This window comes from Roseibium hamelinense (genome assembly GCF_007830545.1).
GTDB lineage: Bacteria > Pseudomonadota > Alphaproteobacteria > Rhizobiales > Stappiaceae > Roseibium > Roseibium hamelinense.
Genome location: NZ_VLLF01000006.1, coordinates 30,276 through 45,081 on the forward strand (window position 1 = coordinate 30,276; position 14,806 = coordinate 45,081).

The following is a 14,806-nucleotide window of genomic DNA, read 5'->3' on the forward strand; positions in this document are numbered from 1 at the left end:
GTCTATCCCGAAGTTCTGAGGGCCGAGCTGAGTGTCGATTCTATCTTGTCCTTAAGGTTGTTTCGTTCTTGAGACCCCTCGGCCGCATAATTCAGATTTTTGAACAACGAGGTTAATTCGGTAAAGAACGAGCGAACGGCGTCTTTGCTATCGAATCCGAAGTCGTGTTTCGCGACGCGGTATACAATGTCAAATGTCTCTTGCTGGCGGGCAAGCGGCGCTGATATGTCGACACCGTCAAAAGCATCCTGCTGCAGATAAACCATATCGAGGAACAACGCTTTTTGCTGGAGGACAAAGTCCTCGGTTGAAATGCCTTCTTCGCCGGTGACCTGCATCATGCGCGATATTTCGTCACCGCGCTGCAACAACTCAATCATCTCTTCAACACGGCTGGCCCAGTCAGCGCCGATATTGTCGCGAAACCAGTTTTCGAGCTGTATGGGATAACGCGACCACGATAGAAGTGGATCGACTGCAGGGTAAAAGCGTTTGTACGCCCGGTCGGCGGACAGGCCCAGAAAGGTTTTCACCGTTCCAAGGGTGGATTGCGTGACAGGCTCTTCGAAATTACCCCCCGCAGGCGACACGGTGCCAATCATGGTCAAACTGCCGGTGTCGCCGTCGGCGGTTCTGATGACGCCGGCGCGCTCATAGACCCCCTTAATCGAGCTATCAAGATAGGCGGGAAATGCTTCTTCTCCAGGGATTTCTTCCAGTCGTCCCGACGTCTCGCGCATTGCCTGGGCCCATCTGGATGTGGAATCGGCGATGAGAAGAACATCATAGCCCATCTGCCGGTAGTATTCGCCCAAGGTCAAGCCGGTGTATATCGATGCCTCTCGAGCGGCGACGGGCATGGATGAGGTGTTGCAGACGATCACAGTGCGATCCATCAGTGTTCCGTCACCCGACGGATCCGGCTGATGTGGAAATTCGGTTATCGTTTCGACGACCTCGCCGGCACGCTCGCCACAAGCCACGACGATTACGATATTTACCGCGGAAAACCGCGAGATCAGCGACTGCAACACGGTTTTACCGGCCCCGAACGGCCCTGGAATGCAGCCCATTCCCCCGCGTGCGATTGGAAAGAAGGTGTCAATCAATCGAATGGTGGTGATCAGGGGCTCGCTCGGATAGAGCCGCTCGGACTTGCCAAGTGATACGAGGCGGTCGGGTATTGCGCGGCGAACAGGCCAGTGCTGCACAAGGGTTAGGTCGCGCGTTTGCCCATTCTTATTGGTAAGGGTTGCAACAATCTCCTGTGTCGTAAACGAACCCTCGCGGATGCGTTCAACCGTCCAGGCGCCAGTCAATGTGAACGGTGCCATGATCTTGTGCTCGAAACGCCCTTCCGGAACGGTTCCGAGAATGTCACCTGCTGTTATTGCATCACCTGACTTCACTTTTGGTGTGAAGGCCCATTTACGGGTTGCATCGAGAGCATTTGTCAGCACTCCACGCGGTAGGAAGAAGCCGTGTTCGGACGCGATTTCAGCCAGAGGATTTTGCAAGCCGTCAAAAACCGTGCTGAGCAGGCCGGGCCCGAGGGCCACACTGAGCATTTCGCCGCTTTGCACTACCTGGTCGCCGACACGTACACCCGTCGTACTTTCAAACACCTGTGCTTCAGCCGATTTACCGCGCACGCGCAAAACCTCGGCCTTTAAATACTCAGCCGGCTTCCCTTCCCGTTCGGGTCCGTGAGGGATAATGTAGACGACTTCATTTTTGATCAGCGGATGATCGCCAAGCGGGGCAATTGTCACCAGATCGTCTTGGACTGCAATAACTTCGGCTGTCGGTTCCGGCAGCTGCACATGGGTTGTCATGCTGGGGCCTCCTCCTGTTGGGTGGCGCCGAGGGGCGGTCCGGGAAGGTCTGGGGCGGTCTTAAGGGCCTGATCAATCAGTTTGCGCAGGCGCGTCGCAGCTGCCTCGCCATTGTATGTCGACCAACGCTGTACGATCGTCCACCGCAGGACATAAATAACAACAGCTTCAAAATCGAACGCATGTGTCGCCGCTTGTCGGTCGAGTTGGCGGAACACTTCTGTAAGGCTAAGACGCTCCATCGCGATATGGTCTCCCTTACGCATTAGACCATTTGCCTCCGCAATCCATGGCATGAAATGGCCCATGCCGAAGGACGGGTCGCTCCAATTGTCGGAAATTCGGGTCCGCCAGCGACCGTAGCCCCACGTGTGAATATCGCCTGCACTTTGGTCGCCATGCTGCCTGCGGCGCAGCGCCGCAATTATGGTTCTCGTTTCCATGCGAACGCGCACCAGGTCCTGCAGTGCTGGATATTCGTGCACGGCATCGATCACTGTTTCCGCAAGTCTGACGACATCTGCATCTGTATCCAGCTTTGCGACACCGGCCCAAGCGGTGACCGAGATGACTTTCTCAAGCAGATCTTTATGCCCGTCATCGAGCATCTTAAGCCGCTCTCTCAGCCTGAACTCCGAAACCGGAACAGACTTTTGTGAGAACAGTTTGCCAAGATAAGGCAGGCTCGAGATCAGTGTGATGTAACGAAATTTATCGGACATGGCTCGCGGCGCGGCCGAGGTATCGTCCTCAGCGCAGAACACCCTCCATGATAGCACGCAGGCGCGGTTGCAGATGCGTTTTCAAAAGCTCAGCAACAGCCTCTTCCGTGATGTCGATCGAAACATCCTTATCTGTCAGTTTGATCCTTATTCCCGTAAGCCCCGGTGCAGTAGAGAAGGTTACCCCGTCGCGCAGAACGTCTCCGGCAAGGGCGACTACAAAATGCGTAAGCGTGCCTGCTTCCGCCTTTTCCGGTGCCTGTTTCAATTCATCAAACGTAACAGCGCGTTCCGGAAGTACGATGTCCAACTTGTCGGCATTGGTAATGCCGGCGTCTTCTTTGGCTTTGGCCGCAATCGACAGAATGAGTTTTTGCAGGAAATCGTCTTCGGACAGGGTAACCCCGATCAACCGGGAAGCCTCGGTTTGAATGCTGCGGTCAAGCTCGTTGCGCAGCGACAGCACCATGTCACGCGCAGCTATCTTGAGCCCATCAAGTGTGGCAGATCGCTCTTCGGCCGCTTCTTTATGGGCTTTTTCGAGGATTGCCTGAGCCTTTGCTTCGGCATTTTGAACAAGCCTTTCAGCGTCAGCCTGAGCCTTTTTAAGAATTGCTTCCGCTTCGCTTTGCCCCGCCTCGACACCTTCGCTTTTCAAACGCTCTATAAGCGCCTGAACGCCAGCACCGGCCGCGGAGCTCGCCTTTTCGTCATGGCTGGCCATGTCCGGCTCTCCTACTACTGCTGTTAGGTTGGGATGCTGCCGGCCAAGACCAGCGCAAAGACAAGGGCAAAGACCGAAAAGCCCTCGAGCACTGCTGCCGGAGCGAGGGAGACGCCGAATATCTCTGGCTTGGCCTTGGACGCGTGAATTGCCGAGGCCAAAACTTCACCCTGCCGGATCCCGGTATACATCAGCGCAAAGCCTGCGAGCACGCCGATGCCGAACATTGCCGCTCCTGCTTCCGCGCTCATGGTCTCCCTTTGAAGGGTGAACATGATTACAATGCCATAGATGACTTGGGAGGAGGGCATCAGTGAGGCGCCAATGAACCTGCCATATCCACCGTCTGAATCCAGCATTGCGCCGATTGCGGCGCTGCCGCCGAGGGCACAGCCCCACGCACTTCCTATGGCTCCGAGCGCTACAGGTGCATAAAGGCCAAACCATCCAAGGGCCAGTACGAACTCGTTCACAGGCCTGTCTCCTCTTTCTTGAATGGACGGAAGGGTTTGCCCTCGTCCGTCAATGCCCAATTGAAAAATTCTATGACATTTAGGCGCAGCCCGTGCACACAGCCTGCGATTATTCCAAGTCCAATGTTTATAGCGTGCCCGATGACCAGCACGAACAGCGCCACTAGCAGACCGATGCCGGGAACTGCATGCATCAGCTGCCCGGACAGACTATTGATTGTTTCGGCGAGTGAGGCCGCCGCAAGTCCCAGCGCGAACAATCGCATGTAGCTCAGGATATCGCTGAACATATTGACGATGCGCGCCAGTGCGGCGAACCCGTCGAACACACGCATGCCAGCAGAAGAGAGTGAATTGACAGGACGGTTGCTCGCGAAGAAGCCAATTGCGAGAAGTCCAAGGACAATCGCAATGGGTCCGGCATGTGCCACTGGAGTGCCGTTGCCTAAATAAGTTGCGAGACCGCCGAGTGCGACTATTGACCAGCCAATCGGTTGAATGCGCTCATGCCACGAGGTCATGTGCAGACAACGGGCCGTATTCGCGAGCACAATATGTGATACGCCAATCGTGATATTTAGTTTCATCATGGTCTCAATTTCTTTGAGATTCATGATTTTCAGATAACCTAAAAGGCTGTCTGGCGGCGGAGAAATGCCAAAATAGCTGCCGGTTATGACACCGAAAAAAGCCGTAGAGGCCATGAGCCACATGGCCATTTTGAGCAGTCGCTGGCTTGTTGCGCTGCGTTGGAACCGCTTGCGGTAGAGGAACAAAACTCCAAGCAAAATCAGCCCGTAGCCTGCATCAGTCATGATCATGCCGAAAAACAGCACAAAAGAGATGTAGACGATGATAGAGGGGTCCCAGTCCCGATAGCCGGGGGTTTGGTAAAACTCAACCAGATCTTCCCCGGCTGCAAGCCGAGCCGGGTTCTCGAGGAGGGTTGGCGGAGCGTCGCTTTCGCTCGGGTCTTCCGAATAAACGGCGATACCTAAGTCTTCCGCGAGCGCTTCGACTTCATAGAGTTGGTCCGCCCGTGCCCATCCTTGCAATACAAACACGCGCTCATCGTCCGCTGTTTCGAGCGCGGCACGCTGGCGTGCCGAGTTGTCACGGGCTGCCGCAAGGTTCTCGGCGAGCAACACCCGCCATGCGGTCAGCAGCCGGCGATCAAGCTCCAGGCCTTCCAGTACGACTTCAGTGTCTTCAAGTTCTCTTTGAAGCTCGGAAAGAGACTTTTCGCCAATATGGCTTCGCGGCACCGGCATCGCGTCTGAAGGCGGCTCGTCTGGCGAGAGTACAACCACGTGCGCCCGATAGCGGTCTTCATGGACCGTCTCAAAGGTCACCTTGCCCGGATCAATCAGGCCCAACTTCGTTTTCGGAACGATGTAGAACCACAAGCGATAGTCACCGACATCTTGCAGTGCGGCAAACGAAAACTCACCCCACGGCTTCACGCTCGCAATACGTTTTTGGAGCCACGCAATTCGGTCTTCCGTTTCGCGGATCATGATCCGGTTCCGGAGAGTCTTTTCCACGAATGCTTCGGTGTTGAAGTCTTCGGACCTGGTGACAGGACGCCTTTGTTCCGGGCAGTCCATCAGCCAGCGCAGCGCATTTACCGCATCCTGACCTGTGGGGCTTGGGACCGCCTCCAGCTCTTTCTGCGCAGAACTGAGCGGTATCAAATGGAGATTGCCGAACGCCTGTACTGTTTCCAGGACTGCGTGCTTGTCGTCCAAGACACCAAGCAGGCTCACCTTTTTGAGCGGGACGATGGTCATAGCTCAGCCATCCTCTGCCCAGCGGCACGGGCGGCCGTTTTGCGTTTGGAGATTTTAGCTCGCACCACTGCATCACGCTCCGCGTCTGCCAGTGCCATACGGATTTTCTTGATGTTTTTTTCAGCTTGCGGGATGAGCACCTTCTCAAAAAGGTTCACACGGCGCGAAATAACGGCTTCAGCCTCAATCAATTTTGAGACCCGGTCATGTGCGACACGGCGTTCCATGTCGAGTTTGATCAGCTCCTGCAAACCGGTGACAACGGGATCGACCCAGTGCGGGCGGCCCATTTGCGAATAGTCGTCAATGTCGATCTCAACGTCAGAAACGAATGGTAACCGGGTGCCGGACAGGTTTTGCTCGCCAATTTCAACATGTGTTATCTTTACTAAGCCCTCGACCGGAACCTGAGTATTGGCAAGCATTGGGACGCCGTGTGCAATTTCGGCAAAGCGTCTTTCAAATGCGGCATCAAGTTCGGCCACAAGTGTTTTGGCTTTTGCCCGTTCGGCGACTATTTGAAGGCGCTTTAATTCCAGGGACGGCAGAAAACGTCGGTATTCGGCCAAATGGCTTGTTTCTCGTGCAAGGGATGACTTATTGAGCGCCAGTTTTGCCATTAGGCGGCTTCCCCGCTTTCATCATGGGAAGCAGACACTTTTGACGGAAAATATTTGTCGATAAGCGCCTGCTTCATCAAAAGCTGGTTTGGCTCAAAGCATTCCGCCAGGGTGGACCAGCAAAGATCGAGCGCCTCTTCAAGCGGCAGTGAAACCTCAATATCCATGAAACGTTTTCGAAAAAGTCCACCGAACTTTAGGAGCTGGTGGTCGTAGTTTGACAGCTCAAACGCCATGGACTGTTTTTGCTCCGCGTCCCGCGCGCCGGAATAGAACCTGATCATTGTATTCATGATCTGGCTGTGGTCATCCCGGGTGACTTTGCCAATAACGTGCTGCTTTAACCGGGACAGAGAGCCGAACGGGTCTATCACACCTGAATGCAGGTAAAACTGGCCCTCCGTGATATATCCCGTGTTGTCGGGCACCGGGTGAGTGACATCGTTGCCGGGCATGGTGGTAACGGTCAAGATCGTCACGGATCCGGAGCCTTTGAAGTCGCAAGCCTTTTCGTAGCGCCGCGCCAATTGAGAGTATAAATCACCCGGATAGCCGCGGTTTGCGGGGACGCGCTCCATTGCGATGGAGACCTCCTTCATCGCATCAGCGAAGGCGGTCATGTCGGTCAACAAGACAAGCACACGCTTGCCGTCTTCCACGGCAAATTTTTCTGCCACGGCCAGAGCCATATCTGGAACCTGTAGCCGTTCAACAACGGGGTCCGAGGCCTGATTCACAAACATGACTGTACGGGGAAATACCCCTGCATCTTCAAATCTTTTGCGGAAATAGGCGTAGTCATCGAAAATGAGGCCGAGCCCTCCGAATACCACGACGTCGGCATCCGCCTGAATGCCGATGCGCGCAAGAAACGGATTGTATGGTTCGCCGGATACCGAAAAAATCGGAATTTTCTGGCTTTCAACCAGGCAGTTGAATACATCGATCATCGGAACATCCGTCCGGATCATACGCGAGGCGAGCACCCGTTTCATCGGATTCACGGAAGGGCCGCCAATCGGAACCGTCGGATCGCTGCCAAGGTCCGGGCCGCGATCGATAGGCTGTCCTGCTCCGTCAAAAACCCGGCCAAGGATATTTTCCGAATAGGTGACCTTTGCTGCTTCACCAAGGAATTTAACAGCGGAATTGTTGGCAAGTCCCTTGGTGCCGGAGTTGACCTGTAAAGACACCATGTCCTGATCTATATTGATGACTTGAGCGAGCGAAGATACGCCGTCTTGTGCTTCAACAAGGGCCAGATCACCAAGGCACGGCCGCCCCTCATTTACAGAGCGATCCGAAGACACCTTAATCCTTATGATATCCCCAACGATATCGACAATGCGCGTATGGGATACCAGCATCAACCAATCCTCTTTGATGTTTCCAACAACACTTTTTACGTGCTGGCTTGGCAGGTCAAGTCGGTCACACCGATTTGCAAAAGACTATTGCTGCACCGCGGCAAACGGAATTCGTAGCTTCCCTTATGAGCTACACCCGCTGTTTCATTTTAATGACTGCAAGATGAAAAATGGCACTCTGGTTCTGAATTGCTGAGCAACTAATCCTGCGTTCCGCGGACCGTAGGACCTATATGTATAGTGCGCCGGTATGTGTCCCTTGCATTCGGAAGGCATCCGCCTGGCTTATCAGCACCTCAACTTGCCGGCTTGACCCTTGCCTTGCCCGCTGCGGAGACAGCACTGCACCTGTCTGAAGGTCTTGTTCGCACACGAATGACGGCCGGGAGCCGATGTATTCTGTGCGAATACGTCTCGATCGATTGCCGGGCGGCCGATACCGGCTGTAGGCTTTGTTTTTCGGATGTTATGCAATTATTCCGGCTCGCATAGGCCAACGAATTGTTCAGTGGGAGACCGTTTTGGCGAAGGTTCTGGTGCTCTATGCTCACCCGCGACCTGACCGGTCGGAAGTGAATGCGCCGATGTTCGAAGCCGCGCAATCACTGGACGGTGTTACCGCCGTCGATCTTTATGCGGACTATCCGGACCTCGGGATCGATGTCGATACAGAGCAGGCACGGCTGGTTGCTCATGATGTGATTGTTTTTCAGCATCCGCTGTATTGGTATTCGGCTCCGGCTATCGTAAAAGAATGGCAGGATCTGGTGTTGGAGCATGGTTTTGCGTATGGCCATGATGGCGACCACCTGGCGGGGAAATGGATCCTGAATGCAACCACGACCGGGGCAAAGCCAGAAGCCTATTCCAAAGGCGGGGTAAACCATGCGGACCTGCGCAGCCTGCTTATCCCTTTCGAAAAAACCGCTGATCTTTGTGGCATGACTTACGTTGCTCCGTTCGTGCTGCACGGTGCGGGGCGCGCTCGGGAGGAAAACCGGGTCCAGATGCATGTCGAAGCATACCGGACACTTTTAACGGCCCTTGTTTCGGACCGGGTCGATCTGGCTAAGGCTTCGCGAGCGATCGCGCTTGAAGGCGATTTAACCCCATTCCTCCTTCAGTCGGAGATCGCTTGATGGCGCTTCTAAGCGATGCGTTTGTTTATCTGAGTGCCGCTGTCATAGCAGTGCCAATAGCGAACCGGCTTGGGCTCGGATCAGTCCTTGGCTATTTGATCGCTGGCGTCGTTATTGGTCCGGTCCTGGGGATTGTTGGTTCTGAAACGGCCGAAGTGCAGCACTTTGCCGAGTTTGGCGTTGTCATGATGTTGTTCCTGGTTGGGCTAGAGCTTCAGCCGTCTGTGCTGTGGAGGATGCGGCGGCAGTTGATCGGCCTCGGTGGATTGCAGGTTGTTGGGACAACGGCAGTATTCACCGCTATCTCGATGGCCTTTGGGCTCTCCTGGCAAAGCAGTATGGCACTTGGCATGATCCTGGCGCTGTCCTCTACAGCCATCGTCCTACAAACCCTCAACGAGAAGGGGTGGTTCAAGACGAGCGGTGGCCAAGGCTCATTCGCTGTGCTCTTGACCCAAGACATTGCTGTCATTCCCATGCTTGCAGTGTTGCCGTTCTTAGTCATCGGGCCGGCAGGCATAGCGGGGAGCCGGCCTGACGGCGAACTCGCAGATCATGGTGGCTCGGCTCTGGCAACCCTGCCGGCATGGGCGCAGGCACTGGTCATCCTTGCCGTGATTGCCGCGATTGTTGTTGCCGGGCGCCACTTGCTACGCCCAGTGTTCCGTTTCATAGCAGAAGCAAAATTGCGGGAGATTTTTACCGCAACGGCACTTCTCTTGATTATAGGAATAGCTCTTCTGATGGATCTTGTTGGCCTGTCTCCTGCGCTCGGGACTTTTCTTGCCGGTGTTGTTCTTTCTGACAGTGATTACCGCCATGAATTGGAAAGCGACATCGAACCCTTCAAGGGTCTGTTACTAGGACTGTTTTTCCTGACGGTGGGGGCGGGTATTGATTTTGATCTGTTCTTTGGGGACCCCTTTTTCATTTTGGCGCTGGCTATTGGGCTTATCGCCGTAAAGTTTTGCGTACTTTACGTTCTTGGGTCGGTTTTCGGGCTGAAAGGCGCAGACCGTTGGCTTCTGGCGCTCGGTCTGGCCCAGGCTGGCGAGTTTGCGTTTGTACTTTTCGGGTTTGCCGGAGGGGCGGGGGTTTTGGAACCAAGTCTGCTGCAAACGATGACATTGGTTGTTGCAATCTCCATGCTTTTGACGCCGGCGCTATTTATTTTGTACGAGAAAGTCATCGCCCCGCGTGTGGTCTCGAAGTCAGACCGGGAACCGGATCTTATCGACACAAAAGGCCGCGTTGTTGTCGCGGGCATGGGCCGGTACGGTCAAATTGTATCGCGGCTCTTAATGACCGACGGATTTGAAGTTATCATTCTTGATCATGATCCGCAGACCATTGAGAACCTTGGCCGGATCGGCATCCGGACCTACTATGGTGACGCCACGCGACCGGATTTGCTACATAGCGCCGGCCTTTCGCATGCGGATGTGTTCATCTCAGCAATCGATGATCGTGAAAAGCAAACTAGCATCGTTGAGCATGTCGCGAAGACTTATCCAGATGTCAAAATTTTGGCACGAGCGCGGGATAGGCACCACGTTTACGAGCTTGAAATGGCCGGTGCCCATATCGCGCTTCGTGAAGTTTTTGAAGGGGCCCTAGCCTTAGGCAAGCATGCACTGATAGAGCTCGGCGTCCACACTTTCAGAGCTGAGAACAAAGCACGACGTTTCAAAAAGCACGATCTAGAGATGCTTGCCGACCTGCGCGACAACTACAATGACGGAGGTGTTGATGCCTCGTACATCGACGCCATGCGCGCGCATTCTGCAACTATGTTCGAGATTATGAAGGCTGAGCGCGATGAACGTCACGAAAGAACGGAGCGAGGTTGGACTCCGCCGCCAAAGGGTGACGCCAATTTATAGCTGCTATAGTCAGGAGACGGCAAATTGAGTGAAACAACAGACCAGGACTTCGACGATCTTCTGCAAATCGACATTGTGTCTGATGTCGTTTGCCCATGGTGTATTGTCGGCTTCAAGCAGCTCGAACAAGCGCTCCAGGTGACGGGAACGTCTGCCGCTGTCAAATGGCATCCATTCGAACTCAATCCGCAGATGGCGGAGGAAGGTGAGAACCTGCGCGAGCACCTAGCGGCGAAATACGGAACCACTCCCGAACAGTCTGTGAAAGCACGTGAAAACCTGTCTACCTTAGGGATACATTTGGGTTTTCAATTCAACTTCTCGGACGATATGCGGATGGCCAACACCTTCCGGGCCCATCAGATGATCCACTGGGCAGGACCGCAGGGCAAGGAACACCAACTTAAAATGGCATTGTTTGAGGCACATTTTCAGCGCCGCGAAAACGTTAATGATCTCCACATTCTTGCAGATATTGCGACACGCGTTGGGCTTGACCGTGATCAAGCGCTGAAGGTCTTGGAGGACGAGCGATTTGCACAAAATGTGCGTGATGAACAGTCCTTCTGGACATCACAAGGGATCAAGGGTGTTCCTGCAGTGATCTTCGACCGTCGGCATTTGATTACAGGTGCACAAGGCGTCGACAATTACGCTGCTATTCTGCGTCAGCTCTCAGGAAATGCAGCCGCCTGACGGATTGCCATTTTGGAACGTCTAAAAGCGTTATGTTTGGTCTTTGCACAAACTGAACAGGGTTGGCACACAAACACGAGTTCGCTGACTTTATGAGTTCTGAGAGCAACCAACTAGTAGCAGTCTGCGAAAAGTCTTTCTGCGCAGCTTGCGTTCATCGCATAGGGTGCGCATGCGGCATATGCCGCTCTTGAATCGGATCTTGCGCGGATCATATTCCTCGTGAGGCAAATGACGGGGGTAATATGGCAGCCGGTTTCGTTTTTGGAATACTTGTCTTTTTGACCGCCATGTCGGGTGCGGTCTTCAAGCCAGGCGACTGGTACCTTAGTTTGAAAAAGCCATCTTGGACACCGCCAGGATGGGCCTTCCCGCTCGTATGGACCGTGCTTTATGTTATGATCGGTTATTCTGGCTGGCTCATTTGGTCTGAGCAAGGTTTTGGTCTAGCGCTTGTCTTCTGGGTGTTGCAACTCGCACTGAACGGTGCTTGGTCTTGGCTGTTTTTCGGCATGAAGCGCATGGATTACGCATTAATCGATGTGTGTGCCATGTGGCTCTCAATCGTTGCCTATATCGGCGCCGCTTGGCCGGTTTCCACCACAGCGGCGCTGTTGTTCCTGCCCTACCTAGCTTGGGTATCGGTGGCGGCTGCATTAAACTTGTCGGTTTGGCGGTTGAATCCGGATGAGGTGCCGGCATAGGTCATTGTTCGACGCTTTGGCGTGGCAAGGCGAGCGAGCATGTCCAGAATGTGCGCGCAACCGGCACTTGCCATCCAAGCGGCAACCACCCAGCTGGGGCTTCCCGTCTGGAATGCGTAAAGTGCTGCCAGCAAACCAAAACCGGCTGCCACGGTTGCAAGGAGTTTCATCGGCGCGTCAAGATGGTGCCGGAGCAAGATAATCGCAAATGCCTCAAGGATTAGAATGGCACAGCCGGTCAATGCCAGTGTCCCAGAGCCAGCAAAGATAAAAATGTCTGACATTTGGCTCACCTTCCGGCTAGGCCAAGAAGCTGTCCCATGTCCTTGATGGCGACGCGGATATGGGCCATTGGATCTTTGCGCACGAGTTTCTTGTTAAGATAAGATTCCCAGGTCAGACGCTGTATGTCGGGGTCCTTGCACATGTTGACAAATTGCTCACGGCGTTTGTCGGAGCCGTACCAAAAATACTGCAGAAGTCCGAGTACAAAGAAAACCCGACCGTGGCCTTTCATAAAGCGCTTGCGGATAGCGCCAAGATGACGTGCGCTTCCAGTTTCCAAGAAGGCTTTTGCCTCTTGCGCTGCCAAGTCACCCGTGTGCATGGCGTAGTAAATTCCTTCGCCGGAAGAGGGGGCGACGACACCTGCTGCATCACCGATGAGGACCACGTTTTTTCGGTTGTCCCAACGCCGCATGGGCTTCAAGGGGAGAGGAGCGCCTTCGCAGCGCACTGTCTTGACATCCGATAGTTTAAACCGGTCACGCAGAAGCTTTGTGGCATCTTTCAGATCGTGACCTTTGACGGCAGACCCGACGCCGATGCTGGTTTGACCGCCATGGGGAAACACCCAGCCGTAAAAGTCCGGAGAGACTTTCCTATCATAGATCACCTCGCACCGGGCAGGTTCGAAACTAGCCGGGTCACTATCTTGCGGGGATTCTACGATTTCATGGTAAGCGAACACATAGGGGGGTTTTTTCTTTGGTCCGAATACGGTCTTGCGAACCTGCGAGTTCGCGCCGTCTGCGCCAATTACCAATTTGGTGGTCAGGGTCTCGCTGTCATGGTCGCCCGCGAGATTAATGGTCACTGTGCCATCCTGATTGTATGTAAGGCTTTTGAACGTGGCTTTTAGACGATCCGCACCTGCTAGCGCTGCACGCTCTCGCAAGTAGGGGTCAAATTCTTCGCGATCGACCATACCGACGTAGCCGATGTCGCCGATTTCCATACCAACCTGGTTTCCGGAGGGGCCGGTCATGCGGGCCCGTTTGACACGCGCTTTGATCTGCGACGCTGCAATGTCAAAGTCGCGCATGGCAATGGACGGAATAGCACCGCCGCATGGTTTAATCCGGCCTTCCTTGTCAACAAGAAGGACTTTCGTTCCCGAGCAGGCAAGCCGTTCGGCAGCTGTAGCACCAGCTGGACCGCCACCTATGACAATGACATCGAAATCGGTTTTGGTCATGGCATTACTCCGCGGCTTCAAGGACAGGATCTGTACTGAAAGAAGGATGGTTCATGTGTGCCGAGGGCGATGCACGAAGGCCGGTTGCAACCAGCGCGGACATGACGAAAAGCACTGCTTCAAAGCCGAAAACAGACATGAACGAGTGGGCATCGCTTTTGGTTAATGCACGCGCTGCATCAAGAAGGACGGTGCCCATCAATCCGCCAAGGCCAAAGGAAAGTGCTTGGGCTGCCCCCCAGACACCCATGCGGATCCCTGCCTGTTCCCCGCCATTTTGACTGGCAAGCATCATCATTGTGCCGATGGCAGCCACCGCAAAAACCCCATTTGCGAGGCCGAGTAGAAAAATGTTTGCAGCTAGCGGCCAGTCCGGCGCCGCGAAAGCTGCAATAGCGAGCGCCCCGAGAGCAATTGCAGAACAGACGCAGCCCCATATGGTGAAGTGTCTAAGGATGCGCGCTTTTTTGCGCGCTAGCAGGGTGCCGAGAATGCCCACAAGTGCCATACCGAGCAAAATTCCACCATGTTGCGCGCCGGACAGTTTTGTTGTTTCTCCTGGTGTCAGGCCAAACAGCAGTCCCCCGAAAGGTTCAAGGATGAGATCCTGGGTGCTGTAAGCCAGCATCGACATGAATACGAAGACCGTGAAAAGGCGGGCTTCGCTATCATTCCAAGTTTCCTTGAGATCGGCAATGAAGGGGCGTTTCTTTCGCGGTCGGGGCGCTTTGGTGTCCGCCATGCGCTCTACCCCAGCAACTGCGAGACAGGTTACCGCAATTGCGATCAGTCCCGTTGCTCCCGTTATGCCTATGAGCCGTTCAAAGCTGAACGGGTCCAGCAAGCTTCCCGAGACGATGGCAGTGATCACAATACCGGCGATCATCATCATCCAAACGATGGTCGCAGCGGCAGCGCGGCGTTCTGGGGCTGCTTTGCTGGCCAGAAGAGCCAGAAGTGAGGTCCCGCATGCTCCGACGCCAAAGCCAATAAACGCAAATGCCAATATTGCGGAGGCTAGACCAAGCCCGAACTTTGTCTCCATCAGAAGTGCGGAAGCAGACGCCGCCGTGCCCGATGCCGCCAGTACGCACATTCCTCCAATGATCCAGACCGTCCGGTTGCCGCCATTGTCAGACTTGTGCCCCCAGACCGGACGTGAAATCTGGACTGCGTAGTGAAGACCGACCAATAATCCGGGTATTACAGCTGCAAGAGAGAGTTCGACAATAAGAACACGGTTCAAGGTCGATGTGGTCAGCACAATAACCGACCCAAGGGCAGCTTGAACAAGTCCAAGGCGCATGATCGCAAGCCAGGAAAGGCTTATTGCTGGTTTGGCAATTCGAAGTGTATGCATTATGCCCTCCCAGTGT

At 54.4% G+C, this 14,806-nt stretch carries 13 protein-coding genes; 4 read left to right on the forward strand and 9 right to left on the reverse strand.

All coding sequences use genetic code 11. From position 1 onward, the window contains the following. Positions 1-2: 2 nt before the first annotated feature. The 7 genes from JM93_RS12780 to JM93_RS12810 are packed head-to-tail and all read right to left on the reverse strand — an operon-like array spanning position 3 to position 7,531. Entirely contained in the window at positions 3-1,835 is a 1,833-nt protein-coding gene (locus JM93_RS12780; protein WP_145343980.1) for a V-type ATP synthase subunit A, read from the reverse strand. Continuing rightward, on the reverse strand, positions 1,832-2,557 hold the full coding sequence (locus JM93_RS12785; protein ID WP_145343982.1) for a DUF2764 family protein: 726 nt from the start codon (positions 2,555-2,557) through the stop codon (positions 1,832-1,834). The genes JM93_RS12780 and JM93_RS12785 overlap by 4 nt, the downstream gene beginning before the upstream one ends. A gap of 28 nt (positions 2,558-2,585) precedes the next feature. Next, positions 2,586-3,281: a V-type ATP synthase subunit E family protein gene (locus JM93_RS12790; protein WP_145343984.1), complete on the reverse strand. Its 696-nt coding sequence runs from the start codon at positions 3,279-3,281 to the stop codon at positions 2,586-2,588. Between the two features lie 23 nt (positions 3,282-3,304). Then, positions 3,305-3,754, reverse strand: a complete 450-nt coding sequence (locus JM93_RS12795) for an ATP synthase subunit C (RefSeq protein WP_145343986.1) — start codon at positions 3,752-3,754, stop codon at positions 3,305-3,307. Further along, positions 3,751-5,544 carry a V-type ATP synthase subunit I gene (locus tag JM93_RS12800; RefSeq protein ID WP_145343988.1) on the reverse strand — a complete coding sequence of 598 codons (1,794 nt, stop codon included), beginning with the start codon at positions 5,542-5,544 and terminating at the stop codon, positions 3,751-3,753. The genes JM93_RS12795 and JM93_RS12800 overlap by 4 nt, the downstream gene beginning before the upstream one ends. After that, positions 5,541-6,164 (reverse strand): V-type ATP synthase subunit D, encoded by a 624-nt coding sequence (locus tag JM93_RS12805; RefSeq protein WP_145343990.1) that lies wholly within the window; start codon positions 6,162-6,164, stop codon positions 5,541-5,543. Before JM93_RS12805 ends, JM93_RS12800 begins: the two co-directional genes overlap by 4 nt. Beyond that, positions 6,164-7,531 carry a V-type ATP synthase subunit B gene (locus JM93_RS12810; RefSeq protein WP_145343992.1) on the reverse strand — a complete coding sequence of 456 codons (1,368 nt, stop codon included), beginning with the start codon at positions 7,529-7,531 and terminating at the stop codon, positions 6,164-6,166. The genes JM93_RS12805 and JM93_RS12810 overlap by 1 nt, the downstream gene beginning before the upstream one ends. Positions 7,532-8,052: 521 nt before the next feature. Here JM93_RS12810 and JM93_RS12815 point away from each other — a divergent pair. The 4 genes from JM93_RS12815 (at position 8,053) to JM93_RS12830 (ending at position 11,953) form a co-directional block, all read left to right on the forward strand. Next, a complete protein-coding gene (locus JM93_RS12815; protein ID WP_145343993.1) occupies positions 8,053-8,670 on the forward strand; it encodes an NAD(P)H-dependent oxidoreductase in 618 nt (205 codons plus the stop codon). After that, positions 8,670-10,553 (forward strand): monovalent cation:proton antiporter-2 (CPA2) family protein, encoded by a 1,884-nt coding sequence (locus JM93_RS12820; RefSeq protein WP_145343995.1) that lies wholly within the window; start codon positions 8,670-8,672, stop codon positions 10,551-10,553. The genes JM93_RS12815 and JM93_RS12820 overlap by 1 nt, the downstream gene beginning before the upstream one ends. Before the next feature lie 24 nt (positions 10,554-10,577). Continuing rightward, positions 10,578-11,249 carry a DsbA family oxidoreductase gene (locus JM93_RS12825; RefSeq protein WP_145343997.1) on the forward strand — a complete coding sequence of 224 codons (672 nt, stop codon included), beginning with the start codon at positions 10,578-10,580 and terminating at the stop codon, positions 11,247-11,249. A 245-nt stretch (positions 11,250-11,494) separates the two neighbouring features. Further along, positions 11,495-11,953, forward strand: a complete 459-nt coding sequence (locus tag JM93_RS12830) for a TspO/MBR family protein (RefSeq protein WP_145343999.1) — start codon at positions 11,495-11,497, stop codon at positions 11,951-11,953. A 289-nt stretch (positions 11,954-12,242) separates the two neighbouring features. Here the strand turns inward: JM93_RS12830 and JM93_RS12835 are convergent, their stop codons facing one another. Both JM93_RS12835 and JM93_RS12840 read right to left on the reverse strand, forming a co-directional pair. Beyond that, positions 12,243-13,430, reverse strand: coding sequence for a geranylgeranyl diphosphate reductase (locus JM93_RS12835; RefSeq protein WP_145344001.1), 1,188 nt, complete (start codon positions 13,428-13,430; stop codon positions 12,243-12,245). Positions 13,431-13,434: 4 nt separating this feature from the next. Further along, positions 13,435-14,790 (reverse strand): BCD family MFS transporter, encoded by a 1,356-nt coding sequence (locus tag JM93_RS12840; protein ID WP_145344003.1) that lies wholly within the window; start codon positions 14,788-14,790, stop codon positions 13,435-13,437. Positions 14,791-14,806: the final 16 nt, after the last annotated feature.